Origin of the sequence: Streptomyces sp. NBC_01390, assembly GCF_045040105.1 — a bacterium.
In the GTDB taxonomy this organism is placed as follows: Bacteria; Actinomycetota; Actinomycetes; order Streptomycetales; family Streptomycetaceae; genus Streptomyces.
Map to the genome: position 1 here is coordinate 4903459 of NZ_CP109551.1, position 21529 is coordinate 4924987.

Below are 21529 nucleotides of genomic sequence, written 5' to 3' on the forward strand. Positions count from 1 at the left end.
CCGTCCCCGCATGTGAAGGAAGACCATGACCAAGCCACCCTCGTCCCCACCGGACAACCCCGAGCCCTCCGAGCAGCCCCTGTACCCGCCGACGTACCCCGAGCAGAAGGCACCCCGCCCCTCAGCCGAGCCGCCCTACCCCGACCAGCCCGCACCCCCGTACCCCCGGGCCACACAACCCCCACCCCAGTACCCGACCCCACCCCAACAACCCCAACACGGGGCCACGCCCCGACGCCCCGACCACCCGGGCTTCGCCGAACCCCCGACGTACCCGGACGCGGGCCGGCAGTCCCAGCACCCGAACACGGCGCCCCCGACCTACCCCGGCGCACCCCAGCAGCCCAACCCGGCCCAGCGCACCGACCACCTGAGCTTCGCCGAACCCCCGGCCTACCCGGACGCGACCCCGCGATCCCAGGCCCCGAACACCACCCAACGCCCCGACTACCCCGGCTTCGCGGAACCTCCGGCCTATCCCGGGGCACCCCAGCAGCAGCAACACCCGAACGCGGCTCAACGCACCGACCACCTGAGCTTCGCCGAGCCTCCGACCTACCCGGACGCGGGCCGGCAGTCCCAGCACCCGAACGCGGCGCCCCCGACCTACCCAGGCGAGCCCCAGTACCCGAACGCGGCCCAGCCCCCGGCCTACCCGGGAGCACCCCAACAGCCCCAGCAACCCCAGTACCCGAATGCCGCCCAAACCCCGACCTACCCGGGCGCATCCCCGACCCCGCCCCCCGCCTACCCGGGCGCCGCTCCCGCCCAGCCCCCGCCCTACCCCCAGGCCACCGCCCAGCCCATCCCCCCGCAGTACGGGCCCCCTCAGCAAGCCCCCACCACACCCACCACACCCACCGCGCCCACGGCGCCCACGGCGCCCACCGCACCCGCGCCGCAGGCACCCCCCACCGAGCACCCCCACCACATCTCCACCGACCGCCAGCGCGTCCACATCTCCGCCCACCAGCGCCGTACCGACGCCACCGCCGTGGGCAACCTCCTCCTCTACCTCCCGAACTTCCTCTGCAGCCTCCTCGTCGTCAGCATGTTCTCCCTCTTCTTCGGCGACCTCGCGTTCCTCGTGATCATCGCCTGGATACTGAGCGGCGCACTCGTCTTCCACCGGCCCACCGAAAGCGCCCTCGCGCGCCGTTTGCTCCACCTGCGCTACCCCACGCCGCAAGAACGAGCCAAACTCGAACCGGTCTGGCGTGAGGTCACCGCCCGCGCGGGTGTCGAGGGCCGCAACTACGAACTCTGGGTCGAGGACAGCGACGGCCTGAACGCCGTCGCCGCCGCCGGCCACATCGTCGGTGTCACCCGCTACGCCATGAACGAGCTGCCCAACGGCGAACTCGCCGCCGTCATGGCACACGAGCTGGGCCACCACGTCGGCGGCCACGCCTGGTCGGGGCTCCTCGGCTACTGGTACGCGCAGCCCGGCCGGATCGCCTGGCGCTTCCTGCGCGCCTTCTCGGGATTCGTCTTCAAGGTGTCCCGCGCCTTCTCCTGCTTCGGCGTCGGCTTCGTCGTACTCGTCCTCGGCAGCATCGCCCTGGCCACCATCAGCACGCTGTACGGCCTGCCCCTGCTGATCCTCGGCGTGCCGTACGCCCTGGCCGCGGTCGGCCGCCGAGCCGAACTGCGCGCCGACGAACACGCGGCGGCCCTCGGCTTCGCCCCGATGCTGGCCTCCGTACTCGGCAAGCTCCACCAGGAGGAGCAGCGGCAGACGGCCGCGCTCGCCGCGCTCAACAACGGCGTGGCGCCGGAGGAGAGCCCGCTGAGCAAGCTGCTCTCCTCGCACCCGGACTACCACACCCGGCTGCACCACCTGCAGCCGTACCTCCAGCAGCAGCGCTGAGGACAGGACACGACGAAGGGAAGGTGGTCACCCCGCAACCGGGGTGACCACCTTTCAGCGTTCCCGGGATCGCCGTGCCGCCGCCCGTGTCGCGCGCTCCGCCGCGAACACGTCCTCCAGCCGGAAGAGCAGGGCCCGGCCTGCCCGGCCCGCGGCGGTGAGTCGGCCCAGCTGAACCCATTTGCGAATGGTGGCAGGGGCCACACCGATCTCACGGGCGGCCAGCTCGCCGGTGATGAGGGTGGCCTGGCCGTCCCACGGAGTGCTCGTACGTGTGTTCATCGGCTGCTCCCCATGACCTGGCCCCCAACGGCGATCCGCTCCTCCCACTCCCCTTCCGGCCACCTGTGCCGGTGCCCGGGGTCGTGGTGGCAGCCGCAGTCCGTGTCGGCACAACGGCACGCGGGGTTGATGCAGAGGACCGCCTGACGGTCGGGGAAGGCCCGCAGCGAGACCGAGTCGCACCAGGGGCAGCGGCCCGACATCCGTACGACCATCTCGGTGTCGCCCAGCGCGCGGGCGCAGCGGCGGGCCATCCGGCGGGTCTCGTCGCGTACGTGTGCTGCCAGGACGGGGTCCATGGCGATCTCGTCGAGCAGGGCACCGATACGGCGCAGCCGCTCCGGCACGGGAGCGCGGTCCGGCCTGGACAGCCCGAGCCCGTCCCGTACGGCCTCCTCCAATTCCACCACCCCGTCCGCGATGTCACGGATGGCGTCGGAGATGTGCAGGCGCAGGGGAGCCGTCCGGGGTCCGGGGACCGCCAGACCCTGGTGCTGCTGCAAGAGCAGGGCCTCCTCGCGCTCCTGGCGGAGACGAGTACCCGGTTCCGCCGAGGGTTGGGACGCCGTACGGCCCCGGCGGCCGGGCATGCGGCCCCGGCCGGGGGTCAACTCCTCGGCCAGTTCGGGGAATTGCTGCATCAGAACGCCGATCCATAGAGCGGCGTACGCGGTCGGCCGGTCAGCCATCGGAACCTCCGAGGCAGGGCCCGATCCCGCATTTCGACATCGACAGATTTCGAGCGCGCACGCAACAAGCAGCCCTCACGCGCCATACGCCAAACGAACCCCGCATACCCCGAACCTCTCCCCCGTACCCTTGCGCCACAATGCCGCAAGCTCGTAATTCCGCGCGCGCAATCAAGCTAAACTCGCGCCACCCCCGAAGAAAGCGAGTAGCGCCATGACCACCCCCGAGCTTGACGTGTTCGCGGCATGGGTCGAAGGGTTGATGCGCAGGCGCGGCTACGACATCGACAGCCCCCGCGGCGGTGGCAAGTCACGCATTGCAGACGAGGCGGGCGTCCACCGGGCCGCCGTGACACGGTTGCTGCACCGGCAGAGCATGCCGGACCTGGAGACGACCAGACGGCTCGCCCGCGTACTGGACGTGTCGGTCCGCGAGATGCTCATCCGCTCCGGCCGGCTGACCGCCGAGGAACTGACCGAACCCCTCGCACACCTGCCCACCTCACCCCCGACCCCCACCCCGATGCGTCGAATCACCGTCGCCGAGGCCGCAGAACTCCTCGGCGTACCGACGGACCGGCGCGAGCGGTTCGCCAGAGCGGTGGAGCCTCTCCTGCCGACGGCGGACACAGGCACACCACTCGCCTCCCACTGACCCCGGTCCCACCACTCACCACCCTCCCTCCAAGGGGCCCAGTTTCGCAAGTTGCGCGCGAGCAAGCAATCTGTCACAGTTGACGCAGCACCACAGCTGTGTCCGCTTACCGGCTACCCGGGGTTCCTGATCTCTCAGGAACCCCTTTTTCGTGCCCCCGTCCAGCTCGCCCAGTCGTCCAGCCACCCAGCAAGCCAGCAGCCCGAGGGGATCCGGCATGACCTCACCCGTACCTCCCCCAGAGACCTTTCTCGAAGTCGAAGCGCTGGTCGTCGACATCCTCGAAGCCGACCCGGCCCTCTCCACCGCCCTCGTCGCGGTCGAGCCGCCCGCCGGCTTCGACGGCACCGCCTCCGCCGTTCTCGTCAACCGGCGGGGCGGCGCCTGGATCGGGGATCTGCACGTCGACGAACCGCTCATCGAGCTGGAGGTGTACGGGCCGACCAAGGCCGCCGCCCACACCCTGGCCAACGCGGGCCGCCGCGCCGTACTCGCCGCGGCCGGACGGACGTACGGCACGAATCTGATCACCGACGTCGTCGAGGAGGACGGCCCGCGCTGGCTGCCCGACTACCTCTACCGGGCGGCCAACCGGTACGTGTGCGTCCTCAAGGTGTCCGTGAACGTCTACTGACCACCGAAAGGCACCTCGACACCTCCACCCCCCCCAAGCCCCCCAAAACCCCCTCGCACCCCCTTGTCCGTCAGCCCTGTCCCTCAGTTCTGTCCCTTAGTCGAGGAGAACCAGCAATGGCAGGTAGCAACACCTCAGAGATCCGTATCGCGGGAAACGGCCGCCTCTACGTCGCCGCCGCCGGCACGGCCGTACCGACCGCCTTCTCCGACACCCCGACCGCCGACTGGGGGGCCGCCTGGAAGAACCTGGGCTACACCTCCGGTGAGGGGGTCACCTTCAGCAAGAAGGACAAGCTGGAAGCCGTCGACAGCTGGCAGACGATCAGCCCGGTGCACTTCGTCTACTCCGACCGGGACCTGACGCTGAAGTTCACGCTGCTCCAGTTCAACGAGGACACGCTGCCGTTCTTCATGGGCGGCGGCTCCGTCAAGCCCGTGGAGGGTGGCACGGGTGTCTTCGAGTACAAGATCGCGGACCGCGCGTACGCCGACATCCGTGCGCTCGGGCTGGAGTTCACGGACGTGCGGGCGAGCGACGGCTCGGTGGTGACGTACCGCTTCGGCATCCCGCGCGGCCAGGTCACGGCGTCCGACGACATCAAGCTGGGCCGCAAGGCCCCGGCCCAGCTCGGCATCACCTTCCAGGCCCTCGCCTCCGCCGAGGGCGACTCCCTGGGCGGTTTCGTCATGAAGGACGCGGCGTACGCGGTCTGACCCGCTCCACCCGCCGGACACCGGGGCGTCCGCCCTCCGCCGCCGGTGTCCGGCCCCTCGCCCCACCGCCCCACCGCCTCTGACAAGGAGTACGACCGCGATGTCCTCTTTCGACGTCAACGCCGCCCGCGCCCAGCGCCTCGAAGCCCTCGGCCGCAGCTGGTCCTTCAACCTGGACGGCGACACCTACACCCTGCCGACCGAGCTGTCCCGCGCCACCGCCAAGGCCCTGCGCAAGCTCGACGACAACGACGTGGACGGGCTGCTCGAACTGCTCATGGGCGAGGAGCAGTTCGCCCGCTTCGAACGGCACGAGGTCACCATGCAGGACATCGCCGCGATCCTGGAGGCGTACGGCAAGGAGACCGGGCTCGGCCTGGGGGAAGGCTGAGCCTCGGCGTGTTCGTCGACGAACACGCCGAGGCACTGGAGGCGGACCTGCTCCGTTTCTACGGCACCGACCTGCTCGACTGGCACCGCGGCCGGCTCTCCTCCCGTCGGCTCGCGGTGCTGGTCAAACACCTGCCGCGCGACTGCGCCCTGAACCGTGAACTGCACGGCGAGGCCGCCGAGTGGTCGATCGCCGAGCATCTGCTGGCCGCCACCGTGGACCATCTGGCCGCCGCCAACTGGATGTTCGCGTCGGTCAACTCGGCGGAGGACGCGGATCCGCCCGAGCTGCCGGTGCCGGTACCAAGGCCGGAGGACGGAAGGTTGGGGAGAGCGGGCGAGGAGCGGTACGGGTCCGCGTACCGGGACGGATTCGGGGACGGGTTCGAGGACGAGGCCGACGACGAGGACGGCGGGCCGGGGACCCCACAGCCACCGTCGTCGACGACGGGGACGACGGGGACGACGGCGACACCGTCCCAGGTCGCCCGCTTCTTCGGGTGATCCGGGTCGCCTTCAGGCAGGTTCGGGCGCGTCCGGGGGGACCTCCGGAGCTGCCTCCTGATCCGGCCCACGAGACACCCCGGCCGGCCCGTCGTCGAGCGGAGGCACGCTGGGCCGCCCCTTGCGCCGGACCACTCTGCGCCGGTCCGGTGCGGCGCGCCGCTCCCGTACCTCGCGGGCGGAGAGCAGGATGTCGGGCTCGGGGTCGGGGGAGGCGTCCGTTCCTCCGTCGGCCACGGCCCGCTCCCGTTCCCCCCGCTGCTCCACGCCGGTCACGGCGGGCGGCGGTTCGAGCAACTGAACGTACGGCAACGGAATGACCTCGCCGTCGCGCTCCCCGTCGGGCCTCTTCGACGGTCCCGTCCGGCGGGGCCGGCGCCCGATCCGCGCGTCCTCCTGGCCCTGGAGATAGGCGGCGGTGATCCGGACCTCGTACTCGTGCCGTATCCCGGGCAACTGCTCGGAGACCACGTCTGCCCAGCCCGCGCTGTAGGCGGTGAGTTCACGCCGGTCGAGCTCGGCTCGGGGCATGACGACGAGGTCTTCGGGGTCGTAGCCCTGCCGGAGGACGAGTTCGGTCACTCGGGCGATCAGATGGGCCAGGTCCTTCGACTGGTCGAGCCAGTCGATCACATGGTCGTGCCGAACTCTGCTCGCTTCCCTGTCCACCCCATTGGCCTTGCTCTCGTACGTCAAGTCCCTTCACTAGCACGGTAGTTCACCGACCGCTCAGCCGCGCCGCATCGCAGCCGGATCGTGACCCGAAACCCCGACAGGTTCTTCATCGCTTCACCACGTCCGCGTCTCACCCCCGGACATCACGAGAAGGGAAGCGTCCGTGCCACGAGATCTCACGCAGCTGGACACAGAACTGACGAGTCTCCAGACAAGCACTCTGCAAAACACCGCACGCATCGACGCCAGCATTTCCTCGATCCAACAGAAGAACACAGAAGAATTCGACAAGCTCAACAAGACCTACAAGGACATCCGAACCTCCCAGAGCGGAATATCAAACTCATTCGCCTGGATGACCAACAGCATAACCCTCCACACTAACAGCCTGGTCGGATTGGCCGCCAGCTTCACCCTCCTCAGCGTCGGACTCTCCATTTTCAAGGTCGACGAAAAAGGGATCACCATACTGGGCGCAACCCGAGAGTTCCCGTGGAAGAAGCAGATAGACAAACTCCAAAAAATCGTCGAGTCGAAGGACCAGAAAACGGCTCGCGCAGAGACTGACGAAATCAAGAAAACGGTCGCCGAAATCAAGAGAAGACTCACAAAAATCGGCGAGGCCAGCACTGAACGGCAAACCGACCCCACGAAGAGGACCGAGCGCGGGATCGATACGCCCAGACCGCTTGTAAAGGGTGTGGTCGCCGACGTGAAGATCCTGCGTGCCGCTCTCGACGAACTCTCTGCGGCATTCTAGTAACGGAGTGAATGATGTCACTGACCTCAGCAGTGAACCGGTCGGCCGGCTCACTGCAGCGATTCAAGAGTCAGGTCTCCGCCGCTGCAACCGCCACACAGAGCATCGGCCGTGCGGCAGCCTCCGGGCAGAGCGGAATAGCCAACCTCCGTTCCGCGGCCCAGGGCTCGACAACCGCCCTGAAGAACATGAAGACCGCGTCCGACCACGCCGAGAAATCCCTCACCAAAACAGGCAGGGCAGGCCAGACCGCCGGTACCGATCTCAGCAAATACGAGTCCGGCACCGGCAAAGCCGCCAAAGGCCAGGAGAAAATGAACAAGTCGATGAAGGGCAACCTCTTCGGCATGCTCATGAGCCTGCTCGCGCCGCTCATTCAGAAGGTCATCGACATGGCAACCCAGTCGAAGACCATGCAGAAGATCCTGAAGACAGCGTTCGAGGTCATCAAATCCGTCATAGGCAACGTCATGAAGGCCATCGGGCCGATCATGAAAACCGCGGCGGACCTGATCAAGAAGATCTGGGAAGGGATCAAAACGGCGATCTCGGCCGTCGTACAGGCCGTGGCCACGGTCATCCGGACGTACTTCAACATCTGGAAGACCATCATCACCACCGTCCTCAACGCGATCAAGAGCGTGGTCAGTGGCGTGTGGAACGGCATAAAGGCCGTGATCACCCCCGTGGTCAACTGGATCACGTCCGTCATCCCGAACGCCTTCCAGGCCGTCAAGGACAAACTCTCCAGCGCCTGGAACGGCCTCAAGGACATAGCGGGCCGCGCCTTCGACGGAATCAAGAACGCCGTGAAGGCGCCGATCAACGCGGTCATCGGCCTCATCAACTCCGCGATCGGCAAGCTCAACAGCATCAGGGTGTCGATCCCTGGCTGGGTGCCGTTCGTCGGTGGCAAGACCTTCGGGCTGAGCCTTCCGCAGATCCCCACCCTCGCCACCGGCGGTGTCGTCCTGCCCCGATCCGGCGGCGTACCGGCGCTCCTCGCGGAGGCCGGGGAGGCGGAGGCCGTGCTGCCGCTGAGCAAGCTGGACCGGATGCTCAGGAACGCTGCCGCGCAGGGCCGGATCGGCGGCGACGGGGCCACCGGCTCGGGCGGTGCCCTGCAGATCGAGAACTACTACGCGGCTTCCTCCAGTGACCCGCAGCACACCGCCGACGCGCTGATGTTCCTGGCCAAGGCACGCGGGTGGCGCGGATGAGCGCCATGGCGGCGGGAGCCGGCACAACGCCGGCCGATCTGTTGGCCGGGGTCACGCCCGTACTGCGCACCTTTCAGACACAGCTGAGGCAGGGCACTGGCGCTGTGCGAGGGCTCGTCGGCCGAATCAAGAGCGCCGCCACCGCCACCGACGGCATAGGCACCGCCGTCACCCAGAGCAGCCCGGCGGTGAGCCAGTTCAAGTCGGGCGCCGAAACCACCGCCCGCTCCGTCACCAGGACCGGCCAGTCGGCCACGACCGCCGCGACCGGCGTCAAGTCGGTCGGCGACAGGGCCAGGGGCGCCACCAGGGCCGTCGGCCTGCTCAAGTCCGGCCTCGCCACCGTGGCCACGCTTCTCGCCGGCCTCGGCACCATGGGCGCCGTGGGCGACCTGATGGGCGCCTTCGGCCTGGCCATGACCATCGGCGCCGGGGTGATGACGGTCATCAACCTCCTCACCCGCGCCAACCCGATCGGCTTCGTCGCGGGCCTGCTCCTGCCCGTCGCCGGCTGGCTGATCGACCTCGCCGTGAACTCCGAGGCCGGGCAGCGGTTCATCGAGCTGCTCGCGACGATCGTGCTCCAGTACGTCGAGGGATACCTCGTTGTCATCACCCCGGTCCTGCAGATCATCGGGAACCTGGTGAGCACCTACTTCGGCGCGATCCTCACCGTCGTCACGACCGTCCTGTCCGTCCTCGGCTCCGTCATCGGCACCGGCTTCGCCGTCCTGAACGCGCTCACCACCGGAAACACCAAGGCGCTGCGCCAGAGAGTCGACTCCGTGTGGCGCGGCTTCAAAGGCGTCCTGGAGTCCGCCGCCAACTGGATCACCCAGACCGTCCCGGACATGTTCCAGCGGATCAAGGGCGCCATGTCGAGCACGCTCGGCGGGATCGGCAGGTTCCTCAGTACGGGCGTCGAGATGGTCGCCGGCCTGGTCAAGGCGCCGATCAACGGCCTGATCGCCTTCGCCAACTGGATCATCGACGGCCTCAACTCGCTGAGCTTCTCCATCCTCGGCAAGACGTTCGGCATCAACATCCCCAAGATCCCGATGCTCGCCGAGGGCGGTGTCGCCGTACCCGGAATCGCCCGCCGCGCGGGCAAGGTACTGCCCCTCACGGCCCTGGAGCGGCAACGGGCCCTCGCGAGCAGACGCCGGACCCCGTCGGCCTCGCCGTACCGGATGGCCGAGTTCCGCGAGTCCGAGGGCGCGGGCCCCCGGGCCACCGCCGAGGACCTGCTCTTCCTCTCCTCGGCCCACGCATACCCGTGACGCCCCTGACCCGGCCCCTGACAGTGAGGTGACGGCCCCCATGGCCGAGACAACCGCCCAGACACCGGCCCAGCCAACCGCGTACGCCGACTCCACCCCGGACCCGGACCCGCCCCCCGGCTCGCTCATCACCCGCGACGGGCAGCTCCAGTGGGCCGGGCTGCTGATGGGCCCCGGCACGGCGTACGAGATCGACCGCGGCGGACTCACCGGCTGGGAGGACCTCCCCGACTTCGACACCGGCGACGCCGACCACCCCACCGCCCACGGCGCCTGGGCGGGCGCCCGCTACGCCAAGCCCCGCAGGATCGGCGTCACGGTGTGGACCCTGCCGGAGACGACGAGCAGCCCCCGGTCCGCGCTGACCGCGACCCGTGTCCTGCGTCAGGCCCTGCTGCTCGCCGACGAGGAGCGCTGGCTTGCGGTCAGACTGCACGGCGAGACGCTGGCCGTACGGGCCCGGGTCAGCCAGCGCGTCCTGGCCGCCGACCGCGTGTACGCGACCCAGGGCGTCTCCAAGGCGGCCGTGCAGTGGTACGCCACCGACCCGCGCCGCTACCTGGTCGGCGAGCAGACCGCGGTCACCGGGCCCCCGCAGCCGGAGAGCGGACTGAGCTGGCCGCTGACGTGGCCGCTGTACTGGGGCCAGACCGTCTCCACCGGCGATGTCGTCGCCGCGAACGACGGCTCCGCGCCCACCCACCCGGTGATCACCTTCAGCGGCCCCTGCGTCAACCCCACGGTGACCGACCGCACCACGGACCGCCGACTGCGCTACACGATCCGGCTCGCCGCCGGTGACCAGCTCGTCGTGGACACCGGCGCCGGCACGGTCACCCTCAACGGCACCGCCTCCCGCAGGCACACCGCCGCCCCGGACAGCGGTCCGGAGGAACTGTTCGCGCTCGCGCCTGGCGGCGCCCAACTGGCGTTCCGCCCGGACGACTTCGGCTCCGGCGCCCAGATGTCGGTCCGCTGGCGCAGCGCGGAGTGGTGACGGCGCACCGCTCCCCGGATTCACGGAACTCCCCGGGCTCCCGGAACTCTCCCGACCACAGGATCCACAGAAGGGCTTGGCATGAACGCACGCTCCGCCTGGCTGTCCCCGAACGGCCAGACCCGCGAGGACACCCGCGTCGCCCAGACCGGCGCCGTCACCCCCGCCACCGGCATCCGGGGCCGCTCCGGCATCTTCCCGGGGTCCCCCGACGGGGCCTTCCGGATCACGGGCTTCGCGCTGACCGGCACCACCGGCCGCATGACCGCCACCGTGGGGGTCGGCCGGGCCGTCGTACAGGCCGAGGACAGCCGCGGCGCCTATCCGGTGGCCGTCACGGAGCCGATCACCCTCACGTTCGGCGACGGACAGGAGTACGCCCGCAAGGATCTCGTCGTCCTGCGGATCTACGACGACCAGTACGACTCCTCGGGCCGCACCCAAGCCGTGGTCGAGATCGTCAAGGGCACCGCCTCCGCCACCGACCCGGCCCCGCCCGCGACCCCCGCCGCAGCTCTGCCCCTGTACACCGTCACGGTCCCGGCGAACGCCAGCGCCGGCAACGGAGGCATCACCTGGGCTTCCGCCGCCAGCGTCACCGACCTGCGCGCCAGTGTCGTGGCCGTCGGGGGCATCCTTCCGACGGACAACGACTCCCGCACCGGCGCCTACCCCGGCCAGTACCGCGACACCAGCAACACCCTCCAGCGCTGGAACGGCACCGCCTGGGTCGCCTACCCGAAGGACATCGGCGGCATCGCCCCCAACGGCGCCATCGGCAACGGCGGCTATGTCGGCCAGTACCGCGACGGCCCGAGCGGCCTGCTCCAGCGCTGGAACGGCAGCGCCTGGGTCTCCTACCAGCAGGTCCCCACCTGGCAGGACTACACGCCCATCTGGTACGCCAGCTCAGGTGTCGCCCCGGCCATCGGCAACGGCGCCCTGAACGCCAACTACGCCAAGATCGGCACGGTCGTCCATCTCCGTCTCCGTCTGCAGATCGGGACGACGACCAACATCGCGGCCCAGGACGCCGCCGCCACGTGGTCCTTCTCCCTGCCCACTCCCCCGGCCCTCGGCTGGACGACCGACATCGTGTTCAACGTGGTCGGTTTCAACTCCGACGGCTTCAAGTTCCTCCAGGGCACCTGTCAGCTGGCCACCAACGCCGACGGCGTCGGCATGGCGACGCGATTCACCACCACGCTGGGCGCCTCCGGCGTCGCGTGGAACAAGGCCATCCCCTTCCCCTGGGTCTCCGGCTCCGTCCTGTCGTTCTCGGGCACCTACCAGTCCGCGTCCTGACCCCCGTTCCCGGGACGGGGGCGTCGCCTGCTGGTCCGCCGGCCTGAACACCCCACCGCGACACAGGAGTTGACCGCCGTATGGCCACCATGACCACCCCGTACCGCGCGATCTTCTGCGACCTGCGCACCGACCGCACCATCGACATCCTGCCCGTACGGGACGTCACCGTCGACGACTACATCGGCAAGGCCGGCTCGTTCTCGGGCACCATCCCCGTGCCCACCGCCGCCCTCGCCGCCCGGGTCCGCCGTATCGAGGAGGGCCGCACCGCGGTCTATCTGGAGCGCGGCGGAGACCTGTGGTGGGGCGGCATCATCTGGACCAGCACCCTGCAGAGCGACGAACGCGGCGTCCTCACCCTCGGCATCCAGGCGGCGACCTTCGACTCGTACGCGGGCCGCCGCCGGATCCGCGCCGACCTCACCTTCCAGGACACCGAGCAGCTGGCCCTGGCACGCGGCCTGTGGCGGCACATGCAGGAGTCGCTCGCGGGCGGCGACATCCGCGTCACCTACGGCACCGAGACCTCCTCGGCGACCCGGACGGTCTCCTACCGCGACGGCGACGAGATCGTCTACTCCGAGGCACTCGACGCCCTGGCCGCCCTGGACAACGGCTTCGAGCACCACATCGCCGTCTACCGCGACCCGGCCACCGGAGCTCGGGTCCGCCGGCTGCGCCTGGGCAGCCCCAGGATCCGCACCGGCACGACCGACCTGGTGATGGACCGGCCGGGCACGATCCTGTCGTACTCCTTCCCGCGCGACGCCACCCGCGGCGGCACCACCGCCCGTGCACGCGGCGCCTCGGTCAACGACAACCAGGCCGAGGAGTCCCGACCGCTGTACGCGGACGCCCCGCCGGCCACCGCCCTGATCAACGCCGGTTACCCGCTCATCGACCTGACCTCGGACCACAACACGGTCACCGACCTCGCCACCCTTACGTCCCTGGCCACCGCCGAACTGGCCTCGGCCGCCGGCGCCGTGGTGATCCCCGAGATCAGCGTCCGCCTCGACGACATGGTGCCGCCCGCGCTGCTCGGCCGGACCGTCCGTATCCGCATCACCGACGAGTGGTGGCCCGAGGGCCTGGACGTCCGTTACCGGATCATCGGCGTCAAGGTCAGCCCGGCGCAGCGCGGCCGCCCCGACACCGCCGAGCTCTATCTGGAGGAACCCTGATGCCCCAGCTGCCCGAGGACATCATCGACCGGCTCACCGCGATGGAACGCCGTATCCAGCAGCTGTCGACGGCCGTCAACTCCCGGCCCGCGCTCAACAGGGTGGCCGGTGGCGGGGTGGAGATCACCGACGGAGGCTGGCTCCACGTACTGCCTTCGTCGGGCGGCTCGGCCGTCTTCTCGGTCGGCGCGGCAGGCCTGGCTCGGCCCTGGCTGGCGATGCTGCCGCCGCAGGACACCACTGTCGCCCGCTGGCCGCAGACCACCGCGACCGCCTGGACGACGATCGCGGTGTCGCAGAACCCGCTGTGGCAGCCGAGTATGCGTCTCCAGGTGCGGTCCAGTGCCAGTGCGGGCGCCACCGGTTCGGTCCGGGTGCTGGTGGACGGCGCCGAGTGGGGCGACCCGGTCCCCGCGGGCACGGACCTCGACCGCACCGCCACCGTGACCGACGACTTCGACGCGGACCTCGGCAACCTGCTCAGGGTCGAGATCCAGGCGACGGTCACCAGCGCCTCCGGCACGGTCTACGCCCAGCCGCAGCTGATGTACGGCCTTGGGAACTGACGACCACCGGCAACGCCGAAGGGCGGCCACCCCGTACGAAACGGAGTGGCCGCCCTTCAGTACTTCAGACGTACGCCTTACTGGTTGTACGGACCGTAGTCGTAGTCCTCCAGCGGAACGGCCTGGCCGGAGCCCGTGCCGAACGGCGAGTAGTCGATGTCGTCGTAGCCGACGGCCGAGTACATCGCGGCCTTCGCTTCCTCGGTCGGCTCCACCCGGATGTTGCGGTAGCGGGACAGACCCGTACCGGCCGGGATGAGCTTACCGATGATGACGTTCTCCTTGAGGCCGATGAGGCTGTCGGACTTGGCGTTGATCGCCGCGTCAGTCAGCACTCGGGTCGTCTCCTGGAAGGAGGCGGCCGACAGCCAGGACTCCGTCGCCAGCGAGGCCTTGGTGATACCCATCAGCTGCGGACGGCCGGAGGCCGGGTGGCCGCCTTCCTGGACCACACGACGGTTCTCGGTCTCGAACTTGCCACGCTCGACCAGCTCGCCGGGCAGCAGCTCGGCGTCGCCGGACTCGATGATCGTCACACGGCGGAGCATCTGCCGGATGATGATCTCGATGTGCTTGTCGTGGATCGACACACCCTGGCTGTTGTAGACCTTCTGGACCTCGCCGACCAGGTGGACCTGGACCGCGCGCTGGCCGAGGATCCGCAGCACGTCGTGCGGGTTGGTGGCACCGAAGGTGAGCTTCTGGCCCACCTCGACGTGGTCACCCTCACGCACCATGACCTTGGCGCGCTTCGAGATCGGGAACGCCGTCTCGTCGCTGCCGTCGTCCGGGGTGATGACGATCTTCTTGGTCTTCTCGGTCTCCTCGATACGGACGCGGCCGGCCGCCTCCGAGATCGGGGCGACACCCTTGGGCGTACGAGCCTCGAAGAGCTCGACGACACGGGGCAGACCCTGGGTGATGTCGTCACCGGCCACACCACCGGTGTGGAAGGTACGCATCGTCAGCTGGGTACCGGGCTCACCGATGGACTGGGCGGCGATGATGCCGACCGCCTCACCGATGTCGACCAGCTTGCCGGTGGCCAGCGAACGGCCGTAGCACATGGCGCAGGTGCCGACGGCGGACTCGCAGGTCAGGACCGAGCGGGTCTTGACCTCCTCGACGCCGTGCCGGACCAGCTCGTCGATGAGCACGTCACCGAGGTCGGTGTTGGCCGGGGCCAGCACACGTCCGTCGATGGTGATGTCCTCGGCCAGCGCACGGGCGTACACCGACGTCTCGACGTTCTCGGTCTTGCGCAGCACACCGGCTTCGTCGCGCTCGGCGATCGCCAGCTTGAGGCCACGGTCGGTGCCGCAGTCCTCCTCGCGGATGATGACGTCCTGCGAGACGTCCACCAGACGACGGGTGAGGTAACCCGAGTCGGCGGTACGCAGGGCGGTGTCCGCGAGACCCTTACGGGCACCGTGGGTGGAGATGAAGTACTCCAGCACGGACAGGCCCTCACGGAAGGACGCCTTGATCGGACGCGGGATCGTCTCGTTCTTCGCGTTCGACACCAGACCACGCATACCGGCGATCTGTCGCATCTGCATCATGTTTCCTCGGGCACCCGAGTCAACCATCATGAAGATGGGGTTCGTCTTGGGGAAGTTCGCGTTCATCGCCTCGGCAACCTCGTTGGTCGCCTTGGTCCAGATCGCGATGAGCTCCTGCGTGCGCTCGTCCTTGGTGATCAGACCGCGCTCGTACTGCTTCTGGACCTTCTCGTCCAGCTCCTCGTAGCCCCTGACGATGGCCTTCTTGGCCTCGGGCACGACGACGTCGGAGATGGCCACGGTGACACCGGAGCGCGTGCCCCAGTAGAAGCCGGCCGCCTTCAGGTTGTCGAGCGTCGCCGCCACGATGACCTTGGGGTAGCGCTCAGCGAGGTCGTTGACGATCTCGCCGAGCTGCTTCTTGCCCACCGAGTAGTCGACGAACGGGTAGTCCTCGGGCAGCAGCTCGTTGAAGAGCGCGCGGCCCAGGGTGGTACGCAGGCGGAAGGTGTCCCCCTGCTGCCACTCGGGCTCGTTCTCGTCGCGGGCCGGCGGGGTCCAGCCGCGCGGCGGGATGGTGCCCACCGGGAAGCGGATGTCGATCGCCGACTGCAGCGCGAGCTCGCCGTTGTCGAACGCCATGGTCGCCTCGGCCGTGGAGCCGAACGCACGGCCCTCGCCCTTGACGTCACGCAGTTCACCGTCGGTGGTGAGGAAGAACAGACCGAGGACCATGTCCTGGGTCGGCATCGTCACCGGACGGCCGTCGGCGGGCTTGAGGATGTTGTTCGAGGACAGCATCAGGATGCGGGCCTCGGCCTGCGCCTCCGCGGAGAGCGGCAGGTGGACGGCCATCTGGTCACCGTCGAAGTCCGCGTTGAACGCGGTGCAGACGAGCGGGTGGATCTGGATGGCCTTGCCCTCGACGAGCTGCGGCTCGAAGGCCTGGATGCCGAGGCGGTGCAGCGTGGGCGCACGGTTCAGGAGAACCGGGTGCTCCGCGATGACCTCTTCCAGAACGTCGTAGACGACGGTCCGGCCGCGCTCGACCATCCTCTTCGCGCTCTTGATGTTCTGAGCGTGATTGAGGTCGACGAGCCGCTTCATCACGAACGGCTTGAAGAGCTCCAGCGCCATCGCCTTCGGCAGACCGCACTGGTGCAGCTTCAGCTGCGGACCGACGACGATCACGGAACGCGCGGAGTAGTCCACACGCTTGCCGAGCAGGTTCTGACGGAAACGACCCTGCTTGCCCTTGAGCATGTCGCTCAGGGACTTCAGCGGGCGGTTACCGGGACCGGTGACCGGACGGCCACGACGGCCGTTGTCGAACAGCGCGTCGACGGCCTCCTGGAGCATGCGCTTCTCGTTGTTCACGATGATCTCGGGAGCACCGAGGTCGAGAAGCCGCTTCAGACGGTTGTTCCGGTTGATCACACGGCGGTACAGGTCGTTCAGGTCGGAGGTCGCGAAGCGGCCACCGTCCAGCTGCACCATCGGGCGAAGGTCCGGCGGGATGACCGGGACGCAGTCGAGAACCATGCCCTTGGGGCTGTTGGAGGTCTGCAGGAAGGCAGACACGACCTTCAGCCGCTTCAGCGCACGGGTCTTCTTCTGGCCCTTGCCGGTACGGATGATCTCGCGAAGCCGCTCGGCCTCTTCGTCCAGGTCGAACGACTCCAGGCGCTTCTGCAGAGCAGCCGCACCCATCGAGCCGTCGAAGTAGGTCCCGAAGCGGTCGCGCAGCTCGCGGTAGAGCAGCTCGTCGCCCTCCAGGTCCTGGACCTTGAGGTTCTTGAACCGGGTCCACACCTCGTCGAGCCGGTCGATCTCGCGCTGCGAACGGTCCCGCAGCTGCTTCATCTCCCGCTCGGCACCTTCGCGCACCTTGCGGCGTACGTCGGCCTTGGCGCCCTCGGCCTCCAGCTCGGCCAGGTCGCTTTCCAGCTTCTTGGCGCGGGCTTCGAGGTCGGAGTCACGGCGGTTCTCGACCTGCTGCCGCTCGACGGAGACATGCGCCTCCAGGGAGGGCAGGTCACGCGTACGACGCTCGTCGTCGACGTACGTGATCATGTACGCCGCGAAGTAGATGACCTTCTCGAGGTCCTTCGGGGCGAGGTCGAGCAGGTAGCCAAGACGCGACGGAACGCCCTTGAAGTACCAGATGTGGGTGACGGGAGCGGCGAGCTCGATGTGGCCCATCCGCTCACGACGCACCTTGGCGCGAGTGACCTCGACGCCACAGCGCTCACAGATGATGCCCTTGAAGCGGACGCGCTTGTACTTGCCGCAGTAGCACTCCCAGTCCCGGGTCGGACCGAAGATCTTCTCGCAGAAGAGTCCGTCCTTTTCGGGCTTGAGCGTGCGGTAGTTGATCGTCTCGGGCTTCTTGACCTCGCCGTGGCTCCACTGACGGATGTCGTCAGCGGTGGCCAGACCGATCCGGAGCTCGTCGAAGAAGTTGACGTCGAGCACTATGCGTCAATCCCTCTCAGGGTTGTAAGTCATGGGGTCTGATACGGGGGTCCTGGGGCCGGAGGCCTTCGTCACGAAGGCCTCCGAACTCCCGTCAGACCTCTTCGACGCTGCTCGGCTCACGCCGGGACAGGTCGATGCCGAGTTCCTCCGCCGCGCGGAAGACGTCCTCGTCGGTGTCACGCATTTCGATGGACATACCGTCACTGGACAGCACCTCCACGTTGAGGCAGAGAGACTGCATCTCCTTGATGAGCACCTTGAAGGACTCGGGGATGCCGGGCTCGGGGATGTTCTCGCCCTTGACGATGGCCTCGTAGACCTTCACGCGGCCGGTCACGTCGTCGGACTTGATGGTCAGCAGCTCCTGGAGGGCGTACGCGGCGCCGTATGCCTCCAGCGCCCACACCTCCATCTCACCGAATCGCTGGCCACCGAACTGGGCCTTACCACCCAGCGGCTGCTGGGTGATCATCGAGTACGGGCCGGTCGAACGGGCGTGGAGCTTGTCGTCGACCAGGTGGTGGAGCTTGAGGATGTACATGTAGCCGACGGAGACGGGCTCCGGGAACGGCTCTCCGGAGCGGCCGTCGAACAGCGGCGCCTTACCGGTCGGGAGCACCATGCGCGATCCGTCGCGGTTCGGGATCGTGTGGTTCAGCAGACCGGCCAGCTCGTCCTCACGCGCACCGTCGAAGACGGGGGTGGCGACGTTGGTGCCGGGGGCGACGACGTCGGCCTCGATGGCCTGGAGTCGCTGCGCCCAGTCGTCCGCGAGGCCGGAGACGTCCCAGCCGCGACTGGCGAGCCAGCCGAGGTGGATCTCCAGCACCTGTCCCGGGTTCATTCGGGACGGCACACCCAGCGGGTTGAGGATGATGTCGACCGGAGTTCCGTCCTCGAGGAACGGCATGTCCTCGATCGGAAGGATCTTCGAAATAACACCCTTGTTGCCGTGGCGGCCGGCGAGCTTGTCACCGTCCGTGATCTTGCGCTTCTGCGCCACGTAGACCCGAACCAGCTGGTTCACGCCCGGCGGCAGCTCGTCGCCCTCCTCACGGTCGAAGACGCGGACGCCGATGACCTTGCCGATCTCACCGTGCGGCACCTTCAGCGAGGTGTCGCGCACCTCGCGCGCCTTCTCACCGAAGATCGCGCGGAGCAGGCGCTCCTCGGGGGTCAGCTCGGTCTCACCCTTGGGCGTGACCTTGCCGACGAGGATGTCGCCGGCGACGACCTCGGCACCGATGCGGATGATGCCGCGCTCGTCGAGGTCGGCGAGGACCTCCTCGGAGACGTTCGGGATGTCCCGGGTGATCTCCTCGGGGCCGAGCTTGGTGTCACGGGCGTCGACCTCGTGCTCCTCGATGTGGATCGAGGAGAGGACGTCGTCCTGCACGAGGCGCTGCGACAGGATGATCGCGTCCTCGTAGTTGTGACCCTCCCACGGCATGAAGGCGACGAGCAGGTTCTTGCCCAGCGCCATCTCGCCTTCCTGGGTGGCCGGACCGTCGGCGAGCACCTGGTGCTCGACGACCCGGTCGCCCTCGTTGACGACAACCTTCTGGTTGACCGAGGTGCCCTGGTTGGAGCGCGAGAACTTCGCGATGCGGTACGTGGTGTACGTGCCGTCGTCGTTGGCGACGGTGACGTAGTCCGCGGAGACCTCCTGGACCACACCCGCCTTCTCGGCCTTGATGACGTCGCCGGCGTCGACGGCGCAGCGGTACTCCATGCCCGTACCGACGAGGGGAGCCTCGGCGGTGATCAGCGGCACGGCCTGGCGCATCATGTTCGCGCCCATGAGGGCACGGTTGGCGTCGTCGTGCTCCAGGAAGGGGATCATCGCGGTCGCGACGGACACCATCTGGCGCGGGGAGACGTCCATGTAGTCGACGTCGTCGCCGGGGATGTAGTCGATCTCGCCGCCACGGCGGCGGACGAGAACGCGGGACTCCTCGAAGCGCATGTCCTCGGAGAGGATCGCGTTCGCCTGGGCGATCACGAACCGGTCCTCTTCGTCGGCCGTGAGGTAGTCGACGTCGTCGGTGACGACACCCGCGACGACCTTGCGGTACGGGGTCTCGACGAAGCCGAAGGCGTTGACCCTGCCGTAGGAGGCGAGCGAGCCGATCAGACCGATGTTCGGGCCTTCAGGGGTCTCGATCGGACACATGCGGCCGTAGTGCGAGGGGTGCACGTCACGGACCTCGAAGCCGGCCCGCTCACGGGAGAGACCACCCGGGCCAAGCGCCGACAGACGGCGCTTGTGGGTGAGACCCGACAGCGGGTTGTTCTGGTCCATGAACTGCGACAGCTGGCTGGTGCCGAAGAACTCCTTGATGGAGGCGACGACCGGCCGGATGTTGATCAGGGTCTGCGGCGTGATCGCCTCGACGTCCTGAGTCGTCATGCGCTCGCGGACGACACGCTCCATACGCGCCAGACCCGTACGGACCTGGTTCTGGATGAGCTCGCCGACGTTGCGCAGACGACGGTTGCCGAAGTGGTCGATGTCGTCGGTCTCGACGACGATCGTCGTGCCGTTGTCGCCAACGGTCTCGGTCTCACCGGCGTGCAGCTTCACCAGGTACTTGATCGTCGAGATGATGTCCTCGACGGTCAGCACACCGGCGTTCAGCGGGGCCTCGCCACCCAGCTTCTTGTTGACCTTGTAACGGCCGACCTTGGCGAGGTCGTAACGCTTCGGGTTGAAGTAGAGGTTCTCCAGAAGCGTCTGCGCGGCCTCACGGGTCGGCGGCTCGCCGGGACGGAGCTTGCGGTAGATGTCGAGCAGCGCGTCGTCCTGGCCCTGGGTGTGGTCCTTCTCCAGGGTGGCGCGCATCGACTCGTACTCGCCGAACTCCTCGAGGATCTGCTCGGTCGTCCAGCCGAGAGCCTTGAGGAGGACGGTGACGGACTGCTTGCGCTTGCGGTCGATGCGGACACCGACCATGTCGCGCTTGTCGATCTCCATCTCCAGCCAGGCACCCCGGGAGGGGATCACCTTGGACGCGAAGATGTCCTTGTCGGACGTCTTGTCGATGGAGGAGTCGAAGTAGACACCCGGCGATCGGACCAGCTGCGACACGACGACACGCTCGGTGCCGTTGATGACGAAGGTGCCCTTGTTCGTCATGAGCGGGAAGTCGCCCATGAAGACCGTCTGGGACTTGATCTCGCCGGTCTCGTTGTTGGTGAACTCGGCCGTGACGAAGAGGGGCGCGGAGTACGTGAAGTCACGGTCCTTGCACTCGTCGATCGAGTTCTTCGGAGGCTCGAAGCGGTGGTCGCGGAACGTCAGGGACATCGACCCGGAGAAGTCCTCGATCGGGGAGATCTCCTCGAAGATCTCCTCCAGACCCGACTTGGTGGGGACGTCCTGTCCGCTGTCGAGAGCCGCCTCGACGCGAGCCTTCCATGCGGCGTTACCGAGCAACCAGTCGAAGCTCTCGGTTTGCAGCGCAAGAAGGTTCGGAACCTCGAGGGGCTCCTTGATCTTTGCAAAAGAGATGCGCAGCGGGGCAGTGCTGGCGCCATGGTTCGTATTCGCGGAGGCAGTGCGCGAGGCGGCCAAGAGGGGGTCCTTCCGAGGGCTCGGACTCACTACGCGCGTACCGGCCCCCCACAGGGGCACAGAGACGGGCATTCCACGACCAGCCGGAAAAGGCCAGGTCGGAGAAGGTCCGATCGTCGGTGCTCAAGCGAGGGCATGCCCCTGGTGACGGGCAGGAGGCAGCTAACAGGCAGCGCAAAGGGTCAGTGTAGCCACTAGGCTCACTGATGTCCAGTGCGGGTTTTTGAAGACCCTCGTTGCTCTCA

The 21529-nt window shown here is 68.2% G+C and carries 18 protein-coding genes; 13 read left to right on the forward strand and 5 right to left on the reverse strand.

Annotation, left to right across the window (positions count from 1 at the left end):
- Nucleotides 1-25 precede the first annotated feature (25 nt).
- Nucleotides 26-1870: a M48 family metalloprotease gene (locus OG241_RS21985; protein WP_405817211.1), complete on the forward strand. Its 1845-nt coding sequence runs from the start codon at nucleotides 26-28 to the stop codon at nucleotides 1868-1870.
- Nucleotides 1871-1924: 54 nt separating this feature from the next.
- Here OG241_RS21985 and OG241_RS21990 read toward each other — a convergent pair whose 3' ends face one another.
- Together OG241_RS21990 and OG241_RS21995 are read right to left on the reverse strand one after the other, a co-directional pair.
- The gene (locus OG241_RS21990; protein WP_405817212.1) at nucleotides 1925-2152 is read right to left on the reverse strand and encodes a hypothetical protein; all 228 of its coding nucleotides are present in this window, start codon (nucleotides 2150-2152) and stop codon (nucleotides 1925-1927) included.
- Complete coding sequence (locus OG241_RS21995) at nucleotides 2149-2841, reverse strand: hypothetical protein (protein WP_405817213.1); 693 nt, start codon at nucleotides 2839-2841, stop codon at nucleotides 2149-2151. Before OG241_RS21995 ends, OG241_RS21990 begins: the two co-directional genes overlap by 4 nt.
- Nucleotides 2842-3055: 214 nt before the next feature.
- On the opposite strand from OG241_RS21995, the gene OG241_RS22000 reads away from it, so the two are divergent.
- The 5 genes from OG241_RS22000 to OG241_RS22020 all read left to right on the forward strand — a co-directional run bounded on the left by OG241_RS22000 (nucleotide 3056) and on the right by OG241_RS22020 (nucleotide 5740).
- Nucleotides 3056-3496 carry a helix-turn-helix domain-containing protein gene (locus OG241_RS22000; RefSeq protein WP_405817214.1) on the forward strand — a complete coding sequence of 147 codons (441 nt, stop codon included), beginning with the start codon at nucleotides 3056-3058 and terminating at the stop codon, nucleotides 3494-3496.
- A 217-nt stretch (nucleotides 3497-3713) separates the two neighbouring features.
- A complete protein-coding gene (locus OG241_RS22005) occupies nucleotides 3714-4130 on the forward strand; it encodes a hypothetical protein (RefSeq protein WP_405817215.1) in 417 nt (138 codons plus the stop codon).
- A gap of 116 nt (nucleotides 4131-4246) precedes the next feature.
- Nucleotides 4247-4846 carry a phage tail protein gene (locus OG241_RS22010; RefSeq protein ID WP_405817216.1) on the forward strand — a complete coding sequence of 200 codons (600 nt, stop codon included), beginning with the start codon at nucleotides 4247-4249 and terminating at the stop codon, nucleotides 4844-4846.
- A 100-nt stretch (nucleotides 4847-4946) separates the two neighbouring features.
- Nucleotides 4947-5237, forward strand: a complete 291-nt coding sequence (locus tag OG241_RS22015) for a hypothetical protein (protein ID WP_405817217.1) — start codon at nucleotides 4947-4949, stop codon at nucleotides 5235-5237.
- Between the two features lie 8 nt (nucleotides 5238-5245).
- Nucleotides 5246-5740, forward strand: a complete 495-nt coding sequence (locus tag OG241_RS22020) for a hypothetical protein (protein ID WP_405817218.1) — start codon at nucleotides 5246-5248, stop codon at nucleotides 5738-5740.
- Nucleotides 5741-5752: 12 nt separating this feature from the next.
- Here OG241_RS22020 and OG241_RS22025 read toward each other — a convergent pair whose 3' ends face one another.
- Entirely contained in the window at nucleotides 5753-6436 is a 684-nt protein-coding gene (locus OG241_RS22025; protein WP_405817219.1) for a hypothetical protein, read from the reverse strand.
- Between the two features lie 142 nt (nucleotides 6437-6578).
- Between OG241_RS22025 and OG241_RS22030 the strand changes: the two genes are divergently transcribed.
- The 7 genes from OG241_RS22030 (at nucleotide 6579) to OG241_RS22060 (ending at nucleotide 13730) form a co-directional block, all read left to right on the forward strand.
- Nucleotides 6579-7175, forward strand: coding sequence for a hypothetical protein (locus tag OG241_RS22030; RefSeq protein ID WP_405817220.1), 597 nt, complete (start codon nucleotides 6579-6581; stop codon nucleotides 7173-7175).
- A 14-nt stretch (nucleotides 7176-7189) separates the two neighbouring features.
- Nucleotides 7190-8395 carry a phage tail protein gene (locus OG241_RS22035; protein WP_405817221.1) on the forward strand — a complete coding sequence of 402 codons (1206 nt, stop codon included), beginning with the start codon at nucleotides 7190-7192 and terminating at the stop codon, nucleotides 8393-8395.
- On the forward strand, nucleotides 8392-9675 hold the full coding sequence (locus OG241_RS22040) for a tape-measure protein (RefSeq protein WP_405817222.1): 1284 nt from the start codon (nucleotides 8392-8394) through the stop codon (nucleotides 9673-9675). Before OG241_RS22035 ends, OG241_RS22040 begins: the two co-directional genes overlap by 4 nt.
- Before the next feature lie 40 nt (nucleotides 9676-9715).
- Nucleotides 9716-10672 carry a phage distal tail protein gene (locus tag OG241_RS22045; protein ID WP_405817223.1) on the forward strand — a complete coding sequence of 319 codons (957 nt, stop codon included), beginning with the start codon at nucleotides 9716-9718 and terminating at the stop codon, nucleotides 10670-10672.
- Between the two features lie 81 nt (nucleotides 10673-10753).
- The gene (locus tag OG241_RS22050; protein ID WP_405817224.1) at nucleotides 10754-11977 is read left to right on the forward strand and encodes a hypothetical protein; all 1224 of its coding nucleotides are present in this window, start codon (nucleotides 10754-10756) and stop codon (nucleotides 11975-11977) included.
- A gap of 80 nt (nucleotides 11978-12057) precedes the next feature.
- A complete protein-coding gene (locus tag OG241_RS22055; RefSeq protein WP_405817225.1) occupies nucleotides 12058-13164 on the forward strand; it encodes a hypothetical protein in 1107 nt (368 codons plus the stop codon).
- Nucleotides 13164-13730, forward strand: coding sequence for a hypothetical protein (locus OG241_RS22060; protein WP_405817226.1), 567 nt, complete (start codon nucleotides 13164-13166; stop codon nucleotides 13728-13730). Before OG241_RS22055 ends, OG241_RS22060 begins: the two co-directional genes overlap by 1 nt.
- A gap of 77 nt (nucleotides 13731-13807) precedes the next feature.
- Here OG241_RS22060 and OG241_RS22065 read toward each other — a convergent pair whose 3' ends face one another.
- Together OG241_RS22065 and rpoB are read right to left on the reverse strand one after the other, a co-directional pair.
- Nucleotides 13808-17707, reverse strand: coding sequence for a DNA-directed RNA polymerase subunit beta' (locus OG241_RS22065; RefSeq protein ID WP_405817227.1), 3900 nt, complete (start codon nucleotides 17705-17707; stop codon nucleotides 13808-13810).
- A gap of 94 nt (nucleotides 17708-17801) precedes the next feature.
- Nucleotides 17802-21284, reverse strand: a complete 3483-nt coding sequence (gene rpoB, locus OG241_RS22070; RefSeq protein ID WP_405817228.1) for a DNA-directed RNA polymerase subunit beta — start codon at nucleotides 21282-21284, stop codon at nucleotides 17802-17804.
- Nucleotides 21285-21529 lie beyond the last annotated feature (245 nt).